The organism is Hyphomonas oceanitis, assembly GCF_036964545.1.
In the GTDB taxonomy this organism is placed as follows: domain Bacteria; phylum Pseudomonadota; class Alphaproteobacteria; order Caulobacterales; family Hyphomonadaceae; genus Hyphomonas; species Hyphomonas oceanitis.
The window spans coordinates 69229-91893 of sequence record NZ_JBALTL010000003.1 but is presented as its reverse complement, the minus strand read 5'-3'; the positions used below and the strand labels follow the sequence as shown (position 1 = coordinate 91893).

General features: G+C 62.7%; 22 protein-coding genes. 10 read left to right on the top strand and 12 right to left on the bottom strand.

Annotated features, from left to right (window positions below):
• Positions 1 to 89: 89 nt before the first annotated feature.
• Positions 90 to 1853 (top strand): cell envelope integrity TolA family protein, encoded by a 1764-nt coding sequence (locus V7651_RS09555; protein WP_335613053.1) that lies wholly within the window; start codon positions 90 to 92, stop codon positions 1851 to 1853.
• Here V7651_RS09555 and V7651_RS09550 read toward each other — a convergent pair.
• Both V7651_RS09550 and V7651_RS09545 read right to left on the bottom strand, forming a co-directional pair.
• Positions 1850 to 2272: a DUF4112 domain-containing protein gene (locus tag V7651_RS09550; protein WP_335613052.1), complete on the bottom strand. Its 423-nt coding sequence runs from the start codon at positions 2270 to 2272 to the stop codon at positions 1850 to 1852. The genes V7651_RS09555 and V7651_RS09550 overlap by 4 nt on opposite strands.
• 19 nt (positions 2273 to 2291) lie before the next feature.
• Positions 2292 to 2624 carry an RcnB family protein gene (locus V7651_RS09545; RefSeq protein WP_335613051.1) on the bottom strand — a complete coding sequence of 111 codons (333 nt, stop codon included), beginning with the start codon at positions 2622 to 2624 and terminating at the stop codon, positions 2292 to 2294.
• A gap of 107 nt (positions 2625 to 2731) precedes the next feature.
• Here V7651_RS09545 and V7651_RS09540 point away from each other — a divergent pair, with 107 nt between their 5' ends.
• Both V7651_RS09540 and V7651_RS09535 read left to right on the top strand, forming a co-directional pair.
• Positions 2732 to 3073, top strand: coding sequence for a DUF952 domain-containing protein (locus tag V7651_RS09540; protein ID WP_335613050.1), 342 nt, complete (start codon positions 2732 to 2734; stop codon positions 3071 to 3073).
• On the top strand, positions 3074 to 4126 hold the full coding sequence (locus tag V7651_RS09535) for a quinone-dependent dihydroorotate dehydrogenase (protein ID WP_335613049.1): 1053 nt from the start codon (positions 3074 to 3076) through the stop codon (positions 4124 to 4126).
• On the opposite strand, the gene V7651_RS09530 is transcribed toward V7651_RS09535, so the two are convergent.
• Genes V7651_RS09530 through V7651_RS09520 form a run of 3 tightly spaced genes read right to left on the bottom strand, consistent with a single transcriptional unit; the run spans position 4089 to position 7442 of the window.
• Positions 4089 to 5393, bottom strand: coding sequence for an MATE family efflux transporter (locus tag V7651_RS09530; protein ID WP_335613048.1), 1305 nt, complete (start codon positions 5391 to 5393; stop codon positions 4089 to 4091). The genes V7651_RS09535 and V7651_RS09530 overlap by 38 nt on opposite strands.
• A gap of 11 nt (positions 5394 to 5404) precedes the next feature.
• Positions 5405 to 6163 carry a phosphatase PAP2 family protein gene (locus V7651_RS09525; RefSeq protein WP_335613047.1) on the bottom strand — a complete coding sequence of 253 codons (759 nt, stop codon included), beginning with the start codon at positions 6161 to 6163 and terminating at the stop codon, positions 5405 to 5407.
• Positions 6129 to 7442 (bottom strand): dicarboxylate/amino acid:cation symporter, encoded by a 1314-nt coding sequence (locus V7651_RS09520; RefSeq protein WP_035536390.1) that lies wholly within the window; start codon positions 7440 to 7442, stop codon positions 6129 to 6131. Before V7651_RS09520 ends, V7651_RS09525 begins: the two co-directional genes overlap by 35 nt.
• 152 nt (positions 7443 to 7594) lie before the next feature.
• Between V7651_RS09520 and hrpB the strand changes: the two genes are divergently transcribed.
• Positions 7595 to 10033, top strand: a complete 2439-nt coding sequence (gene hrpB, locus V7651_RS09515) for an ATP-dependent helicase HrpB (protein WP_335613046.1) — start codon at positions 7595 to 7597, stop codon at positions 10031 to 10033.
• Between the two features lie 51 nt (positions 10034 to 10084).
• Positions 10085 to 10534: an OmpA family protein gene (locus tag V7651_RS09510; RefSeq protein ID WP_335613045.1), complete on the top strand. Its 450-nt coding sequence runs from the start codon at positions 10085 to 10087 to the stop codon at positions 10532 to 10534.
• Between the two features lie 7 nt (positions 10535 to 10541).
• Here the strand turns inward: V7651_RS09510 and V7651_RS09505 are convergent, their stop codons facing one another.
• The 7 genes from V7651_RS09505 to V7651_RS09475 all read right to left on the bottom strand — a co-directional run bounded on the left by V7651_RS09505 (position 10542) and on the right by V7651_RS09475 (position 17403).
• Positions 10542 to 10970: a hypothetical protein gene (locus V7651_RS09505; RefSeq protein WP_335590355.1), complete on the bottom strand. Its 429-nt coding sequence runs from the start codon at positions 10968 to 10970 to the stop codon at positions 10542 to 10544.
• A gap of 64 nt (positions 10971 to 11034) precedes the next feature.
• Positions 11035 to 11682, bottom strand: a complete 648-nt coding sequence (locus V7651_RS09500; RefSeq protein WP_335613044.1) for a pseudouridine synthase — start codon at positions 11680 to 11682, stop codon at positions 11035 to 11037.
• Positions 11679 to 13109 carry a sensor histidine kinase gene (locus V7651_RS09495; protein ID WP_241766902.1) on the bottom strand — a complete coding sequence of 477 codons (1431 nt, stop codon included), beginning with the start codon at positions 13107 to 13109 and terminating at the stop codon, positions 11679 to 11681. Before V7651_RS09495 ends, V7651_RS09500 begins: the two co-directional genes overlap by 4 nt.
• A 15-nt stretch (positions 13110 to 13124) precedes the next feature.
• On the bottom strand, positions 13125 to 14570 hold the full coding sequence (locus tag V7651_RS09490; protein ID WP_335613043.1) for a dihydrolipoyl dehydrogenase family protein: 1446 nt from the start codon (positions 14568 to 14570) through the stop codon (positions 13125 to 13127).
• Complete coding sequence (locus tag V7651_RS09485) at positions 14571 to 15320, bottom strand: TVP38/TMEM64 family protein (RefSeq protein WP_335590359.1); 750 nt, start codon at positions 15318 to 15320, stop codon at positions 14571 to 14573.
• Complete coding sequence (locus tag V7651_RS09480) at positions 15307 to 16110, bottom strand: DUF547 domain-containing protein (RefSeq protein ID WP_335613042.1); 804 nt, start codon at positions 16108 to 16110, stop codon at positions 15307 to 15309. The genes V7651_RS09485 and V7651_RS09480 overlap by 14 nt, the downstream gene beginning before the upstream one ends.
• A 108-nt stretch (positions 16111 to 16218) precedes the next feature.
• Positions 16219 to 17403: a serine hydrolase domain-containing protein gene (locus tag V7651_RS09475; RefSeq protein ID WP_335613041.1), complete on the bottom strand. Its 1185-nt coding sequence runs from the start codon at positions 17401 to 17403 to the stop codon at positions 16219 to 16221.
• A gap of 173 nt (positions 17404 to 17576) precedes the next feature.
• Here V7651_RS09475 and V7651_RS09470 point away from each other — a divergent pair, with 173 nt between their 5' ends.
• The 5 genes from V7651_RS09470 to yihA all read left to right on the top strand — a co-directional run bounded on the left by V7651_RS09470 (position 17577) and on the right by yihA (position 22157).
• A complete protein-coding gene (locus tag V7651_RS09470) occupies positions 17577 to 18950 on the top strand; it encodes a TrkH family potassium uptake protein (RefSeq protein ID WP_335613040.1) in 1374 nt (457 codons plus the stop codon).
• A 133-nt stretch (positions 18951 to 19083) separates the two neighbouring features.
• The gene (gene rpmH, locus V7651_RS09465; RefSeq protein WP_034738102.1) at positions 19084 to 19218 is read left to right on the top strand and encodes a 50S ribosomal protein L34; all 135 of its coding nucleotides are present in this window, start codon (positions 19084 to 19086) and stop codon (positions 19216 to 19218) included.
• Between the two features lie 44 nt (positions 19219 to 19262).
• A complete protein-coding gene (gene rnpA / locus V7651_RS09460) occupies positions 19263 to 19631 on the top strand; it encodes a ribonuclease P protein component (protein WP_035536379.1) in 369 nt (122 codons plus the stop codon).
• Between the two features lie 54 nt (positions 19632 to 19685).
• On the top strand, positions 19686 to 21515 hold the full coding sequence (yidC, locus tag V7651_RS09455) for a membrane protein insertase YidC (RefSeq protein ID WP_335613039.1): 1830 nt from the start codon (positions 19686 to 19688) through the stop codon (positions 21513 to 21515).
• 3 nt (positions 21516 to 21518) lie between these two features.
• Positions 21519 to 22157 carry a ribosome biogenesis GTP-binding protein YihA/YsxC gene (yihA, locus tag V7651_RS09450; protein WP_035536377.1) on the top strand — a complete coding sequence of 213 codons (639 nt, stop codon included), beginning with the start codon at positions 21519 to 21521 and terminating at the stop codon, positions 22155 to 22157.
• Positions 22158 to 22665 lie beyond the last annotated feature (508 nt).

The following is a 22665-nucleotide window of genomic DNA, read 5'->3' as shown; positions in this document are numbered from 1 at the left end:
CATTTCCTATGGTTAAAGAATGCCTAAGCGGCTATAATCGGCCAACACCGTTTCATACAGAGGCGCCTTCCGGGGCGTAAGACTGCCCGATGTTCACGAAGGATTTCACCAAGCCGGAACCGGTTCGCCCGATGATTCCGGAAAGCGTGCGCCAGACGGTGCGCGCCGCGCAGGATGCCGGTCGCCGCGCCGAGGAGCGCGCGAACATGAACATGCCCTTCCGGGCCCGCCTGCGCGCACGCGATGCCGTGCGCCCGCAATCCACCCTCGCCATCATTTCCGGCATCCAGGCCAAGGCCTCCGACACGGCCAAGCCCTTAAAGCCTTCGCACAATCGCGGCCCCATCCGGCCGCTGCGCGCCGTGTCTGCCAATCCGGGCCTCCTGCCGCTGGGCCGTAATGGCAAGGGCGGCGGGCATGACGATGATGATTCCGGCAGCCGCCTGGCAGACATTTCCCAGCTGGCCTTTGCCGGCATCGCTGTTCTGGGCCTCGCGGGCCTCTCCGTCATGGCCGCAGACAGCGCGCTGAATAATGGTGAGGCTGAGTCCGGTTCGGAAACTGACGCTTCGAGTGTAGCCACCTTCGATCCGGTTATTGCACCCAGCGCCGCGTCATCTGTCGCTATGGCGGAGGCCTCCACACCTGTCGGAACCGCGCCAACCCAATGGTTCAATTATCAGGGCGTGGCTGACCAGCTGGCCGCCCGCAAGGCCGCCTTTGACACCGCGCAACGTGAAGCCGCCACCGCCGAGGCCGAACAGGCCCGCGTCGAAGCCGCGAATGCAATTGCCGATGCAGAGGCCCAGCGCCTTGCCGAAGCGGCCCAGCAGGTTGCCGCCGCCGAACGCGCCCGCGATGCTGCCGCTGAGCAGGAAAAGACCCGTCTGGCCGAAGCTGAAGCCGCCCGGGTCGCCGAGGCAGACGCCCGGCGCCAGGCCGCGCTGGAGGCCGAACAGGCTGCCGCCGCCGAGGTAGAGGCCAAACGCCTCGCCGAGATCGAAGCCCGCCGCGTCGCCCAGGCTGAAACCGAAGCGCAACGTGTCGCCGAACTCAAGGCCAGGCAGGTCGCAGATGCCGAAGCCAAACGCGTGGCCGATGCCGCCGCCGAGCAGAAACGCCTCGCGGCCCTCGCCTCGGAAAACCAGAAGAAGCGTCTCGCTGCTGCCGAGGCTGAAGAGCGCCGTCTCGCAGCGCTGAACGCCAGCGCGGTCGTTCCCGCCTCTGTCGCCGTCAAGCCATCGGCCACGCCAAAAGCACCGCTCCAGATGGTCGCCTATACAGGCCCGGTCCCGGCGGCGGCCACGCTCAAACCCGCCATGGGCCCCAAATTGGTCGCTGGTAACCCGCGAACGGTCACGGAACGGTCCGTGAATACCCCGGCCTATACCCAGTCTGCCCCCACAGTGCGCCCCTTCGCGGCCGCTGAAGCCCTGCCAAGTCCGCGCAATGTCGATGAATTCATGGCCGAGCGCGTCGAGCTGACCGCCGCCGAGGCGCTAGACCCTACGCTGTTGAAAACACTGCAGAATGACTTCCTCCGCCTCGTCGAAACCGAGGCCGATGGCGCCACGCAGATCCTTGCCACGCCGGATGGTCGCAAACTCGAGATCCGTATTGAACGCTCCACAACGCGCGAGGCCAGCAAGCCCACGGTCCGCCCCATCAGCTATACCGGTCAGGCAACCGATTCCGTCGTCCGCTACGTCGCCGATGTCATGCCGATGAAAGTGTCCGTTACGTGCCGCGACATTGCCTATGCCTTCCCCGGACAGGAACGCGGCCGTTTTGCCGCCTGCGAGGCTCCGACAGGCGGCTGGATCCTCGGTCGCGCATCAGATTCAGGCGTCTAGGCCAAGGGCTGGTTCTTCAGCTGTTTCTGCACTTTGCGGCGAAGATGCTTCTCGATAACGCGTACATTCTTGGTGTTCGACTTGAAGAAAAAGTCGAACGCATCGCCCACGACCGGGATCGCTCCCAGCGTCGTATCGAACAGCAGATTCCAGCCAATATGGGCCAAAGCGATGGGATGCAGCTTAAGCCGCGCCGCGGTGTAAAGCGCATAGGTGCCCGCTATACCCGTGGCGACATCCCCCGCCACAGGCACAAGGCCAAGCACGGAATCCAGCCCGAACTTCATGCCCATCAGCGAAAAGCGCGAATCCAGCACACGCGCAAACATCTGCAGGTGGCGCAACTCATCCTCGAGCGTTCGCCCGTTTCCGAGCTGTACATTCAGGAGTTCGCTATCCGCTGTGCGATCCTTTCCCATTTATCCCCCCTTTGCGCTCTTATTGCTGCGCAAGTGCTCCCAGAATTGAAACAAGGCTGATGATTGTGCGCGTGTCTTCATCAACCAGCAGCACGTCATCATCGATACGCGAATAATAGTATCCGGGCGGCGGTGCTTTCAGGTCATAGCGATCATAATCGCGGAACCGGTCATATTCACGCGGCAGATGGCCACCAATGTCATATTTCTTGGCCTGTCCGGGCGGGATACAGCCTTTTTTGGCAAGCCCGGGCGGACACGCTTTAGGGCCGCCATGCGCACCGGGATCAGCCAGCGCGACGGGGCTAAAAGCTGCGGACAGCGCAAGTATGGCGAGGGTTCTGGTCAGCATGGAATAATTCCTTCTTTGCAGCCAAACGCGAGCGGACCAACCGGGTTCCGCTGCATAGGGCGTCACGCGCCGTTGCGCAGTCTCCCAAAGCCTGCTGAAACCGCCCAATGAGCGACACGCATGTCTACAAATTACTTAGCCAAGCCGATTGGTCCGCCGCAGAAGCTGCTGGCGTCACGTCTGTCCCGCTGGACGCGGCAGACGGTTATGTTCACCTGTCAGGCATTGGGACCGTCGCGGAGACGGCCCGGCTCTATTATTCAGGCCAGCCCGTCGTGCATCTTCTTGAATTCGCCGTGGCAGACCTGCCGCCCCTGAAATGGGAACCGAGCCGTGGCGGCACGCTGTTTCCGCATCTTTATGGCGATCTTTCCATTGCGCTTGCCAGCCGTCATTGGCAGCTTCGCTCGGACACAAGCGGCACGCCAACCATGCCGGAGGATCTCTAGATGGGGTTGACTGATATCGGCGTTGCCGCCGTAAAACTCCTGCCGCCGGAAGCGGCCCATACCGCGACTATCAAAGCGCTGGAAAAGGGGCTTGGCGTGCCTCTCAAGGCGCCAGCCATTGATCCGATCCTGGCAACAACTTTGCCCAAATCCGGCCTGACATTCGCAGGCCCTGTCGGTCTTGCGGCGGGCTTTGACAAGAATTGCGAAGTGCCTTCGTCCGTGGCGCGGTTCGGCTTTGGTTTCATCGAATGCGGCACGGTCACGCCGCTGCCCCAGCCGGGCAATCCGAAGCCGCGCCTCTTTCGCCTCAGTGAAGACAAAGCTGTCATCAACCGGATGGGTTTCAACAATTTCGGCCTCGAATACTTCGTGCGGCGCCTGTCGAAATACCGCGCCGCGCCGCCCATCGGGGCCAATGTCGGCGCAAACAAGGAAAGCGCAGACCGGATTGCCGACTATGTGCGCGGCATCGAGGCCGTCGCGCCGCATGCGAACTATGTCACCGTCAATATTTCCTCGCCCAACACACCCGGCCTGCGCGGCCTTCAGGACAAGGCCGCGCTTGAATCCCTCCTCACGGCCTGCGGCGTAGCCGACAGGGCGGGGAAGCCGGTCTTCCTGAAGGTGGCCCCTGATCTCGACGCCGAGGCGATTGCCGATATTGTCGGGGTCGTGCGCAACCAGGGCGCATGGCTGTCGGGACTTATCGTCTCGAACACCACGCTTGCCCGGCCAAACAGCCTGACCAGCCGTGACAAGGCCGAGACGGGTGGCCTGTCCGGCGCCCCGCTCATGGCGCCTTCGACTGAAGTGTTGAAAGCCTTTGCCCGGTCGCTCAAGGGTGAGTTTGATCTTATTGGGGCTGGCGGCATTGCCAGTGGCGCCGATGCCTATGCCAAGATTCGGGCCGGTGCCCATGCGGTACAGCTCTATTCGGCAATGGTCTATGAAGGCCCCGGGCTTGTCAGCCGGGTCCATTCGGAACTGGCTGGCCTGTTGAAGGCCGACGGGTTTACGCGGCTGGAACAGGCGGTCGGGAAAGACCTTTGAAGAGCCCCGGCACGAACCAGCCCAGTGCCGCCGCGCGATAGACATACATCAGCAGGAAAGCGGTCCAGACACCGGCATTTCCCCATACCGGGCGCAGCACCATGTCGGTCGCCAGATAGAGGGCTGCAGATATAAGCCCGGCCGTGCGCAACGCCCTGCCCTGCGTTGTGCCCAGGAACAGCCCGTCCAGTTGCCAGGCAGCGACACCCAGTAAGGGAACGGCTGCGCACCACGGAAGAAAATCAAGGGCGGCTGTGCGTGCTTCGGGGTCGGCGATGAAGGCCCTGATGATCCAGCCGCCGCCCAGGAAATAGGACAGAGCGAACAGGGCGCCGAAGCCGAGTGCGAACTCAGACGTCAGGCGCATGGCCCGGCCGAGCCGCTTGCTGTTGCCTGCGCCAAAGGCTTCGCCTGCTTCCTTCTCGGCGACAAAGGCAAAGCCATCGAGCACGAAGGCTGACACGGTGATGAATTGCAGCAGGACTTCGTTGCCAGCCGTTGCCGCAGTGCCGATGAGTGTGCCGGAGCGGACAAACCAGCCAAAGCTGAACACGAGGGCTAGCGTGCGGATCATGATGTCGCGATTGGCCGAGAACAGGGCGACAAGGCGTGCCTTGTCCAGCAGTCGGGCAGGTGCCTTGAAGCCGCCGCGCACGAGAACCAGTCCGAAGGCCAGCGCTGTCCATTCTGCAATGGCTGTTCCGGCGCCAATGCCTGTCGGGCCAAGGTGCAGCCCGGCCACGAACCATATATCCAGCCCCACATTCACGCTGTTCATCACGATCTGTACGGCCAGCATCTGACCGGTCTTTCCCGTGCCAATCAGCCAGCCTGTAATGCCCAATCCCATCAGGTAGGCGGGGGCGCCGAAGATGCGGGCGTTGAAATAGCCTGCGGCGAGGGTTTCCACATGGTCGGTTCCGGCAAAGGCGGCGAAGGTGAGCCCGCGCAGCAGCGGGGAAAGGAGGAAAAGGACTGCGCCGATGGCGGCGCCAAGCATCAGGGCGCGTAGCAATGTGGCCCGCACTTCCGGCGCGTCGTCACGGCCATTGGCCTGTGCCGCAAGGCCCGTCGTGGACATGCGCAGGAAGCCAAAACCCCAATAGATAAAGCTGTATGCGACGGCGGCGATGGCGACCGCTGCGAGGTCTGCCTTGTCGCCGAAGCGGCCCATGGCGAACGTGTCGGCAATGCCGGTCGTGGCGGTGGCAGCCTGTGCCAGCACGATGGGAATGGCGAGGGAGAAGACCTTCCGGCGCGTCAGCATCGGCGGCCAGCCTAACCGAGTGCGTGATAGAGCACGCGCGCGGCCGGCAGCGTCAGCAGGGCATAGAGGGGCCCCGTCAGGGCCAGTGCGGTGACAGTGAAGAGTGTTGAGCGGTTATTCGCGGGGTATTCCGTGACCGTTCCGAGTCCGCACAGCATCAGGCCGCCGAGCGCAAGGCCCGCCAGCGTGTCGCTCGGCCAGTGGGCGCCGACATAGATGCGGGATGCCGCGATGAGGAGGATGAGTACGGATAGGCAGCCGACCGCCCACAAGCGCGCGGCACCCTTGAACGTCATCAAGGCGAGCAGGGCGAGCCCGCCGTAGATGAGGGTGGAATTGGTGGCATGGCCACTCGGGAAGCTGAAGGCTTCGACGCCGCCATAGAGATCAACGGTTGGACGGGGCCGGGCGACCCAGGCCTTGACGAGGCGGACGATAATGGGCGTCAGGACGAAGGCCGCCGAATAGGCGGCGAGAGCGCGCCAGTTGCGATAGAGGCCGAGGGTGACGAGGACCAGAGGCCCCATGAACCAGAGATAGACCGCGTCACCAAAAGCGGAGACGAAGAGCATGACATTGGTCAGCGCCGGTGTGCGCCAGCCCGGCACCTGATCGGTAATGGCCCGGTCGAAGACGTCAATATTCCAGAGACCCGCGATGCCGGAGACGAGTAGCGCCAGGACAAGCGCGCAGAGGGCTGCGGGCACCGCCAGGGCGGTGCGCCGCATTCTGTGCCTAGACGGCGTCTCGGGCTCGGAAGACCTCTTCATCGAACTCTCCTTCCCACTTGGCGACCGCCGTTGCAACCGCCAGGTCGCCAGTGATGTTGGTCACCGTGCGCGCCATGTCGAGGATGCGATCGAAGGGGAAGAGAAGAGCGATGATCAGTACGGTCTGGTCTGCTGACACGCCAACAACGCTGAGCGTGGTGGCGGCCAGGAACAGGCTGACCGAAGGAATGCCTGCCGTGCCGATCGACACGAGCGTCGCCATCAGGGCGATGGTAAAATACATGCTGAACGTCATTGGCAGGCCGAGCGCCTGAGCAGCAAACAGGGCGATCAGGCCCTGATAGAGCGCCGTCCCGTCCATGTTGATGGTCGCGCCGAGTGGCAGGACCGAGGAGGCAATCGATTTGCTGATGCCGAGGTTCTGCGTGGCGCAGGACATGGTCATTGGCAGGGTGGCGTTCGACGAGGAGGTCGAGAAGGCCACGGCCTGCGCATCCACGGCGCCCCTGAAGAAGTCGAACAGCGGCAGGCGCAGAATGACCTTGATGACGAAGCCGAAGGTGAAAAGCATGTGCAGGGCGCAGGCGATATAGAGCGCCGCCGTCATCTTGCCGAGCACGGCGAGAATGGTGAGCCCCCGATCGCCGAGGACCCAGGCCATCAGGGCAAAGACGCCGATGGGCGCCGTTTCCATGACGATCAGTGTCAGCTTCATCATGGCTTCGGCGGCGCTGTTCATCACATTGGCCAGCGGCTTGCCGGCATCGCCGGAGACGAGGATGCCGATGCCGAACATGATGGCGAAGAAGATGATGGGCAGGACGTCGCCATTGGCCATGGCGGCCACGGGATTGGTCGGGATGATCGACAGGATCGTGTTCATCAGCTGCTCGGCGACGCTGCCGGGCTGCGGATTGGCGGCGAGCTGGGCGCGCGTGTTTTCCATGTCAGCCGGATTAACGGTGGTCGTATCGAAGCCGGCGCCGGGCTGGATGATCGAGCCCATCAGCAGGCCGAAGGAGACTGCGATTAGCGTCGTGCACATATACATGCCGAGGGCGCGGCCGCCGAGACTGCCGAGTTTCTTGGGGTCGCCCATGGCCAGCACGCCCGAAACAAGCGTGGTGAAGATGAGCGGAACAACCAGCATCTTGATCAGGTTGATGAAAGCATCGCCGATGGGCTTGGCCCATGCGGTGACATTGGCGCCAGCGGCCTCCGCCCCCATGACTTGCCGGAGGATGAGCCCGGTGATCGCGCCCAGCGCCAGGCCGACCATCACCCGCTTCCACAAATCTATCTTGAACCACCAGCCCATACGCCACTCCCATGAGTCATTTGAAGCCGGGACGGTAGGGGGGCTTTGCGGGGAAGGCAAATGCCGAGATGGCGATTTTGCCAGTGGTCGGGCTGGCTGCCCACGTAATGCCCATTGCCCTGCAATGCCCCCCGGCCCTATGTCTGCGCCCCATGAGCGCCGCGATGTCTCCCCTGCCGATTGATGATGTGCTGAACGAGGTCTGCGGCGCGCTTCGCGACGGCCATCGCCTCGTGCTCGCTGCGCCGCCGGGGGCTGGCAAGACAACGCGCGTTCCGCTGGCGCTGGCCGGACTGACGGGCGGGCCTGTGGTGATTCCGGGACGCATTCTGCTGCTGGAGCCGCGCCGTGTGGCCGCGCGCATGGCCGCGGTGCGGATGGCGCAAAGCCTCGGCGAGCCTTTGGGGCAGACCGTGGGCCTGACGACGCGCGTTGACCGGAAGGTCTCGGCCGCAACGCGCATTGAAGTGATTACGGACGGCCTCTTCACGCGGCGCATCCTGTCAGACCCTGAATTGAAGGGCGTCGGAGCGGTCATTTTTGACGAATTCCACGAGCGGCGCCTGAATGCTGATCTTGGTTTGGCCCTCGCGCTTGAAGCGCAGGGCGTTCTGGCGGAGGATCTGCGCATTCTTGTCATGTCGGCGACGCTGGATACGGGCCGGGTGGCCACTGTCATTGACGCGCCGGTTATCGAGAGTGCGGGGCGCCAGTTCGAAGTGGAGACGCGATATCTTGGCCGTTCGACTGACCGGATCGAGGACCGGATGGCGGCGGCGGTTCGCCGGGCGCTGCGGGAGGAAAAGGGCTCCATCCTCGTCTTCCTGCCGGGTGCGCGGGAGATTTCGCGTGTCGCAGAGCGGCTGGAGGATCTGCCGGAAGACTGCCGTGTGGCTCCGCTCTTCGGCGCGCTGTCGCCGGCTGAACAGGATGCAGCGGTTTCCCCTGCCCCACCCGGTATCCGCAAGATTGTGCTGGCGACCGATATTGCCGAGAGTGCGCTGACGATTGAAGGCGTGACCGTCGTGATCGACTCTGGCCTCGCCCGCGTGGCCGAGGATGATACGGGGGGTCTCGGCCAACGGCTGACAACGGTGAAGGCATCGCGGGCCTCCGTGGACCAGCGCCGGGGGCGGGCGGGGCGCACAGCGCCGGGCGTCTGCTACCGTCTCTGGGACGAAGCGGCGACACGCGGGCTGGTCGCCGCGCCGCAGCCGGAAATTCTTGGCAGCGATCTTTCGGGTCTCGTGCTGGCGCTCGCCGAATGGGGCGAGCGGGATGCAGGTCATCTGACATGGCTGGACGTGCCGCCTGCCGGCAAGCTGAAGGCTGCGAGCGATATGCTGACGCGCCTCGGTGCGCTGGATGATGCGGGCAGCCTGACCCCGCTAGGGGCAGAGATGGCGCGTCTGCCGCTTGCGCCGCGTCTTGCGGCACTTGTGGCCGGGGCCGGATCGCCCGGCGAGCGGGCATTGGCGGCAGAGATTGCGGCGCTGGCGGGTGAACGCGGAATGGGCGGCAATGCGGCGGACATTCGCGAACGCCTGTCACGCTTCCGGGCGGAGCGGTCGCCGCGCGCACGTACGCTGCAACAGCAGGCGAAGACTTGGGGCAAGGGTGCGGCGCCTTCGGGCGATGCTGCGACCCTGCTCGCCGGGGCGTGGCCGGACCAGATCGCGCGGGCCCGGCCTGGCAGTGAGGGCGTCTACCTGATGGCGTCGGGCCGGGCGGCGATGCTGCCGGTGACGGACGCGCTGGCGAAGTCCGAGTGGCTGGTGATTGCGGATCTTGGCGGCGCGAGCGGTCAGGCGCGGATCACGCTGGCCGTGCCGATCAGCGAGGCCGATGCGCTGGCCACAGGCGTCGCGACCGAGGAACGGGCGGACTTTGATCCGAAGACGGGCAAGTTTGCCGCAAGGCGCGTGCGCGCGCTGGGCGCCATCGTGCTGTCCGAAACGCCGCTGCCGAAACCTGCGCCCGCCGTTGGGGCCAAAGCCATGCTGGATGCCGTTGTGACGGAAGGCTTTGGGGCGATTGGAGCGGAAGATGTGGTGGAGGAGACGCTGGGACGCCTGCGCGTGCTTGTGCAGGCCGGACTGATTGAGGGCGCCGATTGGTCGATTGAGAGTCTTCTGGCGGATGCGCCTGATTGGCTGATGCCATTGCTGAAGCGGCAGGGCGCGCAGGTTCCGGCGGCCGGAAAAGTGCGCGAGGCGCTGGTGGCGTCGTTCGACTGGCAGGTGCAGGAGGCGCTGCGGCTGCATGCGCCGCTGGCGCTCACCCTGCCCTCCGGCCAGACCGCTTCGGTTGATTATGTGGACCCGCGCGCGCCACTCGTGTCGGCGCGGGCGCAGGCGTTTTATGGCCTTGCGACGCATCCCGCGATTGCATCCGGGCGTGTGCCTGTGACGGTGGAGCTGCTGTCGCCGGGCATGAAACCGGCGGCGACCACGCAGGACCTGCCGCGCTTCTGGGCCAATGGCTATCGCGACATGGCGAAGGACATGCGCGGGCGCTATCCCAAGCATGACTGGCCCGACGATCCGGCCAATGCGCGGGCGCATGAGGGGCGGACCAAGAAAAGGCTGTGAGCGGGAACCAATCCATGCATAAGGGATTGATTGGCGCTGCTGGAGAGTCTGATGAAAATTTCTGTTTATTTGTTCGCGCCGCTTATGCTGGCGGCCTGTGTGTCGCGTCCGGTTCCGCCGGTTGAGCCTGTGGCGGCCGAAGTCGCCCTGCCTGCGCCGGATTGCAGCGCTGAATCCTTCGCCATCTATTTCGAGGAAGGCGCGACCGAGCTTTCTGAAGAATCCGATGCCGTGATGGACGCTGTCGCGGCATCCTATTCGCGCTGCGATCTCTACAAGATGGAGATCGAAGGTCACGCCGATGCCAGCGGTGATTCGGCAACCAATGAAGTGATTTCCGCCAAGCGGGCCGATGCTGTTCTGGCGGCACTTGAAACGCGCGGCGTCGATGCCCAGCGCGTGCATCTTGTGGCCTATGGTGATCAGGGTGCGATCAAGACCGGCGGCGTTGAAGCGCCGCTCAACCGCAAGACCGAAGTGCGCCTGATCCCGGAAAGCTGATAATTGGCTAGTGGGGGCGCGAAATATCCGTGCCCCAGTTCATGCCCATCGACTTCTTCATCCAGTCGGAGAAGGTGGCGGGCTTTTCGAGCGATTTCGGATCAAGCGTACCGTACGACACGAGCGGACCGTCACGGCCTTCGAGACGGACGCCTTTGACGCGCTGTTCGCCCGACGACCAGCTTGTATAGCCAACACCCGGATCAATCAGGAACATGACCTGTTCGCCGCCCGAACCGTCGAGGTCCCGGCCAAACACAAGGCCATAGACATTTTCGCGGCCCCAGAGGCCATGGCTCGCCGCCTGGCGTTTCCCGTCGAGCAGCACTTCATCCCACAGCAGGTTACGCCGCCATTGCAGGACATGCATGCGCTCCTCATTGACGATCTTGATATCGACATGGTGAAGCGAAAGGCGAACGATCTCGGCGTGCATGGTAGAACTCCATCTTATCGTAAAACGATAATGCCCGGTGGCAAAGGAGTCAACGGACCGTTCGTCAGAAAGGGCAAGCGGCCTCGAATGACATCCAGTCCTGGCTCGCAGGGTGGCGGAACCGCATCCATGTAGCGTGCAAGCGAAGCCGGTCGGCTGCGCCAAGCGCATCGGTATGGGCATAGATGTCATCCCCGAGGATGGGATGGCCGATAGCGGCGAGGTGCAGGCGCAGCTGGTGCGTGCGGCCGGTCAGCGGCGTGAGGCTGAGGCGCGCGCCATGGGCATGGCTGGCAATCATCTCATAGCGCGTCTGGCTCGGCTTGCCCTTGTCAGGGTCGACTTTCTGGCGAGGCCGGTTTGGCCAGTCCTGGCCAAGCGGCAGGTCGATGAGGCCGACCGCATTTTCCGGCACGCCCCAGACATCGGCGATATAGGTCTTCTCCACCCCGCCTTTCTCGAACTGGATGGCGAGATGGCGCTGGGAGGCTTTTGACCGGGCAAAGACAAGCAGGCCGCTGGTGGACATGTCGAGCCGGTGAACGGTCAGCGCATCAGGATAGTCCGCCTGCACACGGGAGATGGCGCAGTCAGCTTTCTCGGGTCCGCGCCCGGGTACGGACAGAAGTTCGGCAGGCTTGTCGATAACGATCAGGTCCGGGTCCGTGTGGAGATAGCAGACCTTGCCTTGCGGCGGAGCGTAGACGCTCACGCGCCGAGGCCCGGCAGCCGGAGGCGAAAAACGGTACCGTCCGGGCCCGTCTCGGCGAGGACAAGACTTCCGCCCATGCCCTGAGCCAGCTCCCGCGCGATGACAAGGCCAAGGCCTGTGCCGCCACGCCGCGCGCTGCCCGCAAAGGGCCGGAACAGGTTGTCGCGCGCTGAATCCGGTATGCCGGGGCCATTGTCGGTGAAATCCAGACCGTCCGGCCCGAGAGAGGCGACAATGCGCGAAGGCCCCTCGACCCGCGGGGTCATGGCTTCGGCGGCATTACGCACCAGATTGCTCGTGATACGGTGCATGTGGTCGGCGTCAGCCTGTATCTGCAGGCCTGCAGGCACATTGTTTTCCCATACGATATCGGGATGCGCGCCGAGCGCTTCAGCGGCGGCCTCGTCCAGCACGGCGCGCAGTATCACTGCTTCCATGCGGGGCGGTGTCGGCGTCGCCTTGCCATAGTCGAGCGTTTCAGTGGCCAGCGTGATGGCGCGTTCGAGCGCGCGTTCAAGGCGCGGCGCGGCCTTCTGCACGCGGGGGTCCTCGGAGCTGGCCAGCACATCGGAGACGAGTTGCGCCGAGGCGAGCGAATTGCGCAGGTCGTGATTGATCTTGGCGACCGCCGTACCGAGTTCGGCCAGGTGGGTCTTGTTGCGGAAACTTGTGGCGACCGTTTCTTCCATGTCGGCGAGGGCGTTCTGGGCCCGGCCGATCTCGTCGCGGCGCCGTGTTGGAGGCAGGCGCCGTGACCAAGCGCCCGGATCATCGCGGAATTGCTCCGCGCTGAGCGTAACACGCCGCATCGGGCGCACCACAAGCAGGTGAAGCATCACGTAGATAATGCCTGCCGCCACGAGGGCGATCAGCAGGGACAGGCTCGCAACGCGCCGTGCATAGGCGCTGATCGCGGCCTTGAGCGGCGCCTGCGGTACGACGATCTCCAGCACACGGCCGGGCGCGGACCCATCCGCCTGGATGACGAGAATCCTGTCGCTGGGGGCGAAGAATGCGCCCAATGCGGCAAAGGACCGGCCCATCATGGTCGAGCCGCGCATGTCGATATTGTGGGTTTCGCCCTCGACCGGTTGCTGCGCTGGCAGCAGCTGGAAGCGCATGTCGTCCTCGATTTCGGTCACGGCGAGAACTTCGGCGCTCATCAGGAGCTGGTCGGATAATTCATCAGACACATTGCGCGAAGGCGACGCATCGAGCGCGAGGGCCGCCGTGCGGGCAGCCTGTACGCGCTCATTCAGCCAGCTGTTGCGGAAGCCTGAGGCGCTGGGCACGAAAATCAGCGATTCGACCAGCAGGACCGAGCCCAGCGTGAGGGCAAACAGGCGAAAGGAAAGGCTTTCGAACCAGCGCGAGAGCGCGGGTGCGGGCAGGTCGCGTGCAAGGGCGGGCCGGGTCTCGTCGCTCACCCTAGGTGAACTAGCTCACGGGATACGCTGGAGCAAGCCGACAAGGCGCTTCGCGGTCTTGCCGAAGAGCGCCTCTGTGAAATGGGCAGAGGCGGCGCGCTTCACGACTTCCGAACGGGTCGGATAGGGCGAGATGAAATTGGTGAGGTCCTGCACCTTCAAACCGTTCGACATGGCGACGGCGAGGATCTGGATAATATCCCCTGCCCCCTCGCCCACAATCGAGGCGCCGACCAGTTTGCCCTTTCGGATGACAAGCTTGGCTTCGCCGAGCGTCTTGCCCTCGGCGATTGCGCGATCATTGTCGTGGAAGGGGAAGGAGGAGGTCGCGATAGAGTCGCCGTGTTGCTCGCGCGCTTCGGCTTCCATCAGGCCAATCTGGGCCACTTCAGGAGATGTATAAGTCACCGCCGGTATGGGGAGGCTGTCGGCCTTGGTGCGCTGCTTGAAGAAGGCGCGCCGCGAGAAGACGGAAGCATGCCAGCCCGCGACATGTGTGAACTGTTCGCGCCCGGCAGCGTCGCCCAGTGCCCAGACACGCGAATTGCTGCCTGAGCGGAGATTGTCGCCGACGACGACGCCTTTGCGATCAAAATCGACCTTGCCGGCTTCGAGATCGAGCCCATCGAGCATGGTACGCCGACCGACGGCGACGAGGAGATGGCTGCCTTCGATCACTTTTTCGGCGCCTTCGTGTTCGGCGTGGACCTTGATGCGCCCACCTTCGCCGGACACGCGCACGGCCTTGTGGCCTTCCATCACGGTCACGCCTTCTGCGCGCAGGGCGCCGAGGGCAACGGCGGCATGGTCAGGATCGGCCTTGCCGAGCGCCTTGCCCATTTCGATGATTGTGGTCTTCGCGCCCAGTCGGGTGAAGGCCTGCGCGAGTTCCATGCCGATGGGGCCGCCACCGAGGATGACGAGATGCTCGGGAAAGTCCGGCATCGAGAAAATGGTCTCGTTCGTCAGGTAAGGTACGCCGCTCAGGCCTTCGATGGGTGGGATGAAAGCGGTGGAGCCGGTGGCGACGACAATGCGCCGGGCGCGGGTGCGGCTCGTGGCCGAGACAATCGTGTCCGGATCGGCGAAGCGCGCAGCCTCACGGATAACGGTGACGCCAAGGCCTTCGAACCGCTCCTGGCTGTCGACCGGTGCGATGGTCTCGATCACTTGGGAGACATACGCCTTGACCGCTTCCCAATCACTTGTCGGCGCCCCGACTGTTACGCCATATTTGCCGGCGTCGCGGGCAGACTGGGCCGCCTTGGCAACGCTGATCAGGGCCTTGGACGGAACACAGCCATAGTTCAGGCAGTCGCCACCCATCTCGCCTTTTTCATAGAGTACGACCTTGAGACCGAACATGGCCGCGCCAGCCGCAGCCGAAAGGCCGCCGGAGCCGGCGCCAATGACCACGAGATCAGCCTTGTGATCCGTCACCTGAAGTTTTGTATCATGCATTTAAAGGGCGCTTTCCAGCTTGGCGGCTTTTTTCGAGAAGAGTTTCTTGTAGATGACCGGGATCAGCGAGACCACGCCGAGGGCAACGACTGCAGGTATGAGGTTCTTGGCGACACTGGCAAAGTTTGGTTCCTCGCCCGCTGCAAAGGTGGCGCTCAGTCCGGCGCCGATCCACGTATAGGCGATGACGCCGGGAATGATGCCGAGCGCTGTCGTGATCGCATAGTCGCGGTATTTTGCGCCGAGAATGGCCGGGGCGATATTGGCAACCGGGAAAGGCACGACCGGCAGGAAGCGCAGTGCGAACATGTAGGAGAGCGCGTCTTCCTGGAAGCCGCGCTCCATCTTCTTGACGAAGGGCCCGGCGCGCTCGCGCAAGGCGGCGCCAACGGATGTTCGCGCGGCAAAGAAGAGAAGGCTGGCGCCCAGTGTCGCCCCGACAATGGTCACCGGCGTGCCACCATAGAGGCCGAACAGGAAACCGCCCGCAATCGTTATCCAGAGCGCGCCGGGCAGCATGAACAGCGTCGCAGCGGCATAGATGAGAATATAAGCGGCCACGGCCAGGATGAGATGCTCACTCACAAAGCTGCGCAGCGCATCCTGTTGTGTGCGGAGTGTCTCGAGAGAGAGATAGTCGAACAGCCCAAACGCCCAGGCGGCGATGATGCCTGCCGCGATAACGTAAAGCGGCCAAAGTCGGATAGCGAGCGGCGTGGGCTTGTCGGTTTGAGGCTCATTCTGTGTCATTGAGGGACCAGTCATAGGTGTAGGAGCGGATCTTCGGATTGGCGTTGATCTGCTGGGCGAGGCCTTTATCGGCATATTTGAGCAAATGGTCGATGACGCCCTGTCGGGAATCGCCGAAATCGGCTTTGAACCAGTCATAGATCGTCGAGAGGATGAGGCCTCCGTCAGTCACCGTGACGCCGCGGGGATCGTTGACATAGGCACGAGCAGCCGCATCGAGATCACCGTCCAGCGTGTCGGTCTCCCAGGCCCGCGCCATCAGGTTGGGGCAGCTGATGGCGGCGCAATTGATGGCATAATGCACGCGCGGGTCGTGGAAGGTCGGGCGCAGGATCTTGTGCTCGATATCGTCGAGCGAGACTTCCCGGCCGCCGACCATGACTTTCACCTTCTTCCAGGGGCCGCCGAACAGGAACCCATCCCTGATTGAGCGGACGGGATACTTGCTGATGATATGGCGCACAGTGACGGCATTATAGAGATTGGCCCAGGCGGCGAATGCGGCCTTGTTGTCGCCGGACAGGTCCATGGTCTCGAAACCGGCAATATAGGCATTGAGCGCGGCGCGATTCGCCGGGCTGGTTTTCAGGGCGGCATAGTCGAACCGGTTCACGCCATCGGGGGAGGTGTGCACATATTTCGACAGGAGCGCCGTCCATGGGGCGTGCTGGGCCTCTGTCATGACAGTGTCTCTTGTTGTGATCCCGGCCTCCGCTTCCCTTGCCATGACGGGCAGTGCGAGCGGCATCGCAATCAACAGGGTGGCAAGCAGGACGCGGGCGGGTTGCACGGGACAGGTTCCTCGGGATTCAGCCGGAACCTATATCCTATCACCGGATGACATGCCCGTAACGCTTGATTGGCCTGCGATCAAAGCCCCGTGATCGCGATAGGAGAGCTATTTGCTGCCGCCAGCTGATTCCGTGTCGATTTCCATCCAGTCCTGCGCGGGCAGGTTATAGGCCATGTCCATGACTTCGAACTCGATCCCGACAGGCTTGCGGGAGCTGGAGTTCCAGAGCGCCACGATGCCTGTGTCACGTTCCGGATCAAACAGGATCATGGAGCGGTAGCCCTCCACGGCGCCGCGATGGCCGACGACGCGGTTGCCGGTCTCGCCATATTTGTAGACGCGCCAGCCAAGGGCATAGCGGGCATCCTTCATATGGCCCTTGTAGCGCCTTGTGAGGCCCGATTGTTCGCGGCTGGTATAGATGCGCGGCGTTTGAAGCATGGTGAGGGCCGTATCGCTGAGGACGTCGGGCACGAGGCCCATCTGCGCGCGGGCATAGAGAGCAAGGTCTCGGACAGAGCCATTCACGCCGCCAGCGGCGGGCACGCGGTAATAATCGTCATTCACGATCTTCTCGAGCGGGGGACCTGCCTCCTTTGAGCGTTTCGCATAAGGTCTTGCCCAGGAGTCCGAACCTTGCAGGCCAGCCCGGCCGATACTGGCCGTCACCATGCCGAGGGGCCGGAAGATCGAGGCCTCCACCGTGTCGGCATAGGAAGAATGGGTCACCTGCTCGACGATTTCCGAAACGGTATCGAAGGCAACATTCTGGTAGCTATGACATTCGCCGATGGCGCAGATATTCTTAAGGCCGCGCAGGCTTTCACGGATCTCGACCGGGTCACGGCCGTCTTCCAGCGTCGTGTCATAGGCATTTGAGACAATGCCGAGCCGATGGGAGAGGACATCTTCCAGCGTTGCGCGCGTTTCGCCGCCGCCCGGCAGGCGCAGCGATGTCTTGAACTTGGACACTGTGTCAGTGAGGTTCAGTCTGGCTTGTTCGGCAAGGATCGCGACCTGGCTGGCGGCCACGCCCTTGGAGAGCGAGGCCCAGCGGAACACGGTCGTGTCGGTGACGGGGGCGCCGCCGATCTCGGTAAAGCCATAGCCTTTGGCGAAACGGATCTCGCCATTCTCGATCACGGCAACTGAAAGCCCGACGATCTCATCATCGGCGGCAAGGCGCGTCAGGCGCTGGTCCAGACGGTCATAGTCGATGGCCTGGGCCAGAGCGGCCGATACGGCGAGCGCGGCACTGAGGCATAGGATGGCAGAGCGCAGGAAACGCATGAATATCCCTTGATTCTTGCTGCCCGCCCGTGGCGAGTGTGAGCCAAGCCGGCTGGCCGTGTAAAGAGCCGGGTACACGTTACGTGCATGGCTGGCATGCTGATATGACGCTGTGCAGATGGAACTTTGCGGCGTCTCTTCACGTTGTGGTGCGCAACTTCAAAGGTGCTCTCATGCCAGAGGCTCGTGTCCTGGACGTCTTCCGCCGCTCCCTTCTTGAGACACACAAAGGTGCCCGCGCGATGTTGCTTCGCATCAATCCGGCCAAGCTGCTCGTCTTCGGATATGTCTTCTACATGCTGATCGGCTGGGCCTTGCTGTCCCTGCCCTTCATGCAGAATGTGCCGGTGAGGCAGATAGATAACCTGTTCACCGCAGTATCTGCTGTCTCGACAACAGGTCTGGTCACGGTTGATCCGGGCAGCACCTACAATATTTGGGGCCAGATTGTTCTTCTCCTGCTGATTCAGGCAGGCGGCGTCGGCTACATGACGATTGGATCGTTTGCGATGCTCGCGACCCATGAGCGCCTGACCCCGATACGTGAACGCGTGACGATGGCAGCCTTTTCACTGCCGAATGGATCGAGTCCGGCCCAGTTTGTCCGCACGGTCATTCTTTTCACGCTGATTTGCGAACTGGTGGGGGCGATCGCGCTTTATGCGATCTTTGCATCGGAAGGGATCAGCAACCCCGTCTGGAGCGCGATCTTTCATTCTGTGTCTGCCTTTTGCACAGCCGGCTTCAGCCTCAACAGCAACAGTTTCGAGGGCCTTGCGGGCCATCCCGGGCTGAACTTCGTGATTTCGGCGCTCAGTCTGTTCGGCGCGATGGGGTTCCTGATCATCTGGGACATCTGGCGCAACCTGACGGGGCGATCTGTGTATCTCGGTTTCACCAGCAAGCTGATCATTCGCATGACGGCCGCCTTTCTGCTCATCGGGACGATCATTCTATTTGTCGCCGAACCGAGTATTGCGGCATTGGACCCCCTCGACCGACTGCTTGCGGCTTTCTTCCAGACCATGTCTGCATCTACCACCGTTGGCTTCAACACGGTGCCGATCGGCGCGCTCAGCCATGCGACCCTGCTCGTGATGTTCTTCCTGATGGCGATTGGGGCATCGCCTTCGGGAACCGGCGGCGGCATAAAGACCACGTCCTTTGCCGCCATGGTCGGGCTGGTTCGCTCGACGCTCAAGCAGCGTGCCCATGTCAGGCTTTTCAAGCGACGTATCGCTGCCTCACGGTTGCAGGCGGCGGGGGCGACATTCTTCTATTTCATGATCCTGCTGACACTCGCCATGTTCCTTCTGTCGCTGACCGAGCCGGGCGCGGCCTTCGAAGTCATGGTTTTCGAGTGCATTTCGGCGCTGGGCACTGTCGGTATAAGTATGGGATTGACGGGTGATCTGTCCGTTCTCGGGAAGCTCATCATAATCATCCTGATGACCGCCGGCCGGGTCGGTATCCTGTCTTTTGGTATCGCGTTTGCCATGCATGACGAGACACCGGCGGAAGAAGCGGATAATGAGTTGCTGCTCTAGGGCGCGGAAGGGTTAGATGCGCCACGTCCGATGCGCAGAAATTACCCCGGATACTGCCCGCCTGCCTTGACCTTGCCGCCTGTGGCCTGTATTGGCCCCTCTTTCCGAGACACATCAGCCTTAGAGCAGACCCATGAAACGTACATTCCAGCCGAGCAACCTGCGCCGCAAGCGTACCCATGGTTTCCGCCTTCGCATGGCCACCAAAAACGGTCGCAAGGTTCTGGCACGCCGTCGGGCAAAAGGCCGCAAGGAACTGTCCGCCTAGGCGAGACATGACCTTCCCGCTGCCTGAAAGGCCGGGAGCTGCCCATGCCGCAGGACAATCAAGACATTCCGATTGAGGTCGTTCGCCTGGCGAAGCGGCCTCAATTCCTGTTTGTGCGCAGCGGCAAGGCCGAACGGCGCAAATCCGTTGTGGTACAGGCGAGACAGCGGACCGGCGAGACCCCCGGCACGCATATGGGTGAAGGGTTCACGGCGACAAAGAAGGTCGGCAATTCGGTTGTCCGCAACCGCGCAAAGCGCCGTTTGCGTGAGGCCGCGCGTCTTCTTCTGCCCCGGTTTGGCAAGCCTGGAACCGACTATGTCTTCATTGCGCGGGATGCGACCGCTGACATTGGCTGGACGCGTTTGCTTGACGATATGGAAAGCGCGCTGATAAGCCTCGCCGCTGATTGACCGTGCCGCCTCGATCTGCGAGTTGGCGCCCATAAACCTCCGGGGCAAAATTCCATGGAAAAGCAAGATCAGCGCAATTTCCTGATCGCGATGGCACTGATGGTGGCCTTCGTTTTCGGGTACCAGAAGGTCTTCATGGAGCCGGCCCAGAAGCGCTTTGAGGCCCAGCAGGCCGCGATCAAGGCCGAGGAAACGCCGGGCGTGACCGCCAGCGAGCTGAGCAATGTGCCGGCTATCGCCGCGACCAAGACGGTCGAGGAAGCCATTTCCGGCCCTGGCCGCGTGAAGTTCGAGGCCGATTCGGTCGACGGATCGATCCGCCTCGCCGGTTCGCGCATCGACGATCTCAGCCTGCGCAAGCACTATTTGACGGTCGAGAAGACCCAGGAAGTGCGCCTGTTCCGTCCGGAATCGGCTGAGTATGGCTATTTTGCCACCTATTACTGGGCGGATGGCAAGGCGCTGGTCGCCGGTCGTAACTCGGCCTGGGTACAGGTTGGCGGTCGTGAGCTGACCCCGGCGACGCCAATCACGCTGCGGCTTGAAACGGACGGCCTGACGATCGAGCGGACGATTTCGGTCGACAAGGACTATATGTTCTCTTTCGAGGACACCCTGACAAACACAGGCTCCGGCGAACGCATTATCCGCGCCATCGGCTCGGTCGAGCGCCACGGCGCCTATAAGGACTTCCTTGAAGTCACAGATCCCGGTTCGGCCACGGCCAGCGGTCTTGCCCACCAGGGCCTGATGGGTGTGGTGGATGGCGAATTGCGGATGAAGAAATACAAGCCGCTGCTGGAACTGAAGAAGATCGACGGCGAGACCGCCGAAGGCACCTTCCCGTCCAGCGAAGGCGGCTGGTGGGGCCTCACAGACAAATACTGGATGGGCGCGCTTGTGCCCCAGCAGGACCGCGCGTTCGATGCGAGCCTCAACAAAAAGGCGATCGCCACCGGCGGCCCGCTGGAAGTGCGCACCGAAAGCGACGCGATCACGCTGGCGCCGGGCGCCAGCCAGACCGTCCAGAACCGCATCTTTGCCGGCGCCAAGCGCTTCCAGGTTCTGCAGGACTATCAGAACAAGGAAGGCATCCCGCGCATGGTCGATGCCATCGACTGGGGCTGGGCGTTCTTCCTGACCAAGCCGTTCTTCTATGTGCTGGAATATCTGGCGGGCGTGCTCGGCTCGTTCGGCTGGGCGATCCTGGCCTTCACGGTGCTCGTGAAGCTGCCGCTCGTGCCGCTGTTCAACCAGAGCTACAAGTCCATGGCCAAGATGAAGAAGCTGCAGGACCCGATGAAGGAGATCAGCGAGCGCTTTGCCGCCGATCCGCAGCGCAAGCAGCAGGAGATCATGAAGCTCTACAAGCAGGAAGGCGCCAACCCGATCGGCGGCTGCCTACCGCTCGTTGTGACGATCCCGATCTTTTACGCGCTCTACAAGACGCTCTATGTGACGCTGGAAATGCGCCACACGCCGTTCCTGTTCCTGAAGGACCTTTCGGCGCCCGACCCGACGGCCATTGGCAACCTGTTCGGCCTGCTGCCCTGGGCGGCATCCGACATCAAGGCGATCCCGGTGATCGGCATGATTATCGGCATCGGTATCCTGCCGCTGCTTTACGGGGCGACGATGGCAATGCTGCAGAGCCTCAATCCTGCGCCGACGGACAAGACACAGAAAATGGTTATCCAGGCGATGCCGATCGTGTTCATGTTCGTGTTCGGCAGCTTTGCGGCCGGCCTCGTCCTCTACTGGGTGTGGAGCAACACGCTGTCATTTGCGCAGCAGTATTTCATCATGCGCCGCAACGGGGTCGATACCGAGCTCGGCAAGACAATCTCGCGCTGGCTTGGCCGCGAGAAGAAACCGGCGGGTTGAGCCATGGATTCCCGCCCCGTCCCGAGTGAAGACCAGATCGAAACCGGGCGGCTCCTGTTCGCTGGCCCTGTCGAATTCGTCATGGGCGTGGTCGACCTTAAAGGCCTGCCACCGGCTGACCGCACGGAAGTCTGCTTTGCGGGTCGCTCCAATGTCGGCAAGTCGAGCCTGATCAACGCGCTGACCGGCCGTAACAAGCTGGCCCGCTCTTCGGCCGAGCCCGGCCGGACGCGCGAACTCAACTATTTCACCGTCGGCGAAGACCAGCTCTATCTCGTCGACCTGCCGGGCTTTGGTTATGCCAAGGTCAGCCGCACGCAGGCCGAAGCCTGGATGAAGCTGACGCGGTCTTACCTGCGCGGGCGGCCAAGCCTGCGCCGGGTGTTCCTGCTGGTTGATGCCCGCCGCGGCCTGATGGACACGGATGAAGAGGTCATGGCGATGCTGGACGGGTCAGCGGTGACCTACCAGATTCTGCTGACCAAGGTGGACAAGCTCAACAAGGGCGAAGTCGACAAGCTGGTGACGGATATCGAGACCAAGCTGAAGAAACATGGCGCGGCCCACCCGTTTGTGATGATGACCTCGTCCGAAAAGGGCTGGGGCATCCCCGAGCTGCGCGCCGAGATTGCGATGCTGTAACGCCAGCGACGCCTGTGAAGGCGCTTGGAGGTGTGTTTCCTGTTTTTGAGATTGGGATTCCGGGTCAGGTGTCTGGAATAGGTCCAGCATATCCGTATTCCCGGCGAAGGCCGGGATCTCTTGCAGTTTGTTCTGAAGCCATCGCCTGAGGCCCCGGCGTGCGCCGGGGACACGGATGTGTGGGGCGTTGGGATTCCCCTATCAGGGCTGTGTTGAAGCCGTGGGATAGGGGGATCGGAATCCATGGATGTTTCGGATTCTCATTCATGTCATCGGAGAGACGAATCAGGTCGACGCGGCCATGTTTCGTCACGGCCCAGTGCATCTCGGATTCAGGCCCGCAATTGGCGTAGAACCATGCCTGTAGGCGCCGGATCCTGACATAGATCAGCGGCCAGATGGCGAGCAGGTACCATGGCAAGCCCGGCATGGGGCGGAGGAGGCTGTAGTCTGGCATCGGCGTGATTATACGCCGGGGTGGATTGGGGTTGGATAAGAGTTCGCTATT

Bases quoted from the DNA above. Each gene is read 5' to 3' on its own strand.
- V7651_RS09555 (WP_335613053.1), top strand. From the start codon at position 90: ATGTTCACGAAGGATTTCACCAAGCCGGAACCGGTTCGCCCGATGATT.
- V7651_RS09550 (WP_335613052.1), bottom strand. From the start codon at position 2,272: ATGGGAAAGGATCGCACAGCGGATAGCGAACTCCTGAATGTACAGCTC.
- V7651_RS09545 (WP_335613051.1), bottom strand. From the start codon at position 2,624: ATGCTGACCAGAACCCTCGCCATACTTGCGCTGTCCGCAGCTTTTAGC.
- V7651_RS09540 (WP_335613050.1), top strand. From the start codon at position 2,732: ATGAGCGACACGCATGTCTACAAATTACTTAGCCAAGCCGATTGGTCC.
- V7651_RS09535 (WP_335613049.1), top strand. From the start codon at position 3,074: ATGGGGTTGACTGATATCGGCGTTGCCGCCGTAAAACTCCTGCCGCCG.
- V7651_RS09530 (WP_335613048.1), bottom strand. From the start codon at position 5,393: ATGCTGACGCGCCGGAAGGTCTTCTCCCTCGCCATTCCCATCGTGCTG.
- V7651_RS09525 (WP_335613047.1), bottom strand. From the start codon at position 6,163: ATGAAGAGGTCTTCCGAGCCCGAGACGCCGTCTAGGCACAGAATGCGG.
- V7651_RS09520 (WP_035536390.1), bottom strand. From the start codon at position 7,442: ATGGGCTGGTGGTTCAAGATAGATTTGTGGAAGCGGGTGATGGTCGGC.
- hrpB (WP_335613046.1), top strand. From the start codon at position 7,595: ATGAGCGCCGCGATGTCTCCCCTGCCGATTGATGATGTGCTGAACGAG.
- V7651_RS09510 (WP_335613045.1), top strand. From the start codon at position 10,085: ATGAAAATTTCTGTTTATTTGTTCGCGCCGCTTATGCTGGCGGCCTGT.
- V7651_RS09505 (WP_335590355.1), bottom strand. From the start codon at position 10,970: ATGCACGCCGAGATCGTTCGCCTTTCGCTTCACCATGTCGATATCAAG.
- V7651_RS09490 (WP_335613043.1), bottom strand. From the start codon at position 14,570: ATGCATGATACAAAACTTCAGGTGACGGATCACAAGGCTGATCTCGTG.
- V7651_RS09485 (WP_335590359.1), bottom strand. From the start codon at position 15,320: ATGACACAGAATGAGCCTCAAACCGACAAGCCCACGCCGCTCGCTATC.
- V7651_RS09475 (WP_335613041.1), bottom strand. From the start codon at position 17,403: ATGCGTTTCCTGCGCTCTGCCATCCTATGCCTCAGTGCCGCGCTCGCC.
- V7651_RS09470 (WP_335613040.1), top strand. From the start codon at position 17,577: ATGCCAGAGGCTCGTGTCCTGGACGTCTTCCGCCGCTCCCTTCTTGAG.
- rpmH (WP_034738102.1), top strand. From the start codon at position 19,084: ATGAAACGTACATTCCAGCCGAGCAACCTGCGCCGCAAGCGTACCCAT.
- rnpA (WP_035536379.1), top strand. From the start codon at position 19,263: ATGCCGCAGGACAATCAAGACATTCCGATTGAGGTCGTTCGCCTGGCG.
- yidC (WP_335613039.1), top strand. From the start codon at position 19,686: ATGGAAAAGCAAGATCAGCGCAATTTCCTGATCGCGATGGCACTGATG.
- yihA (WP_035536377.1), top strand. From the start codon at position 21,519: ATGGATTCCCGCCCCGTCCCGAGTGAAGACCAGATCGAAACCGGGCGG.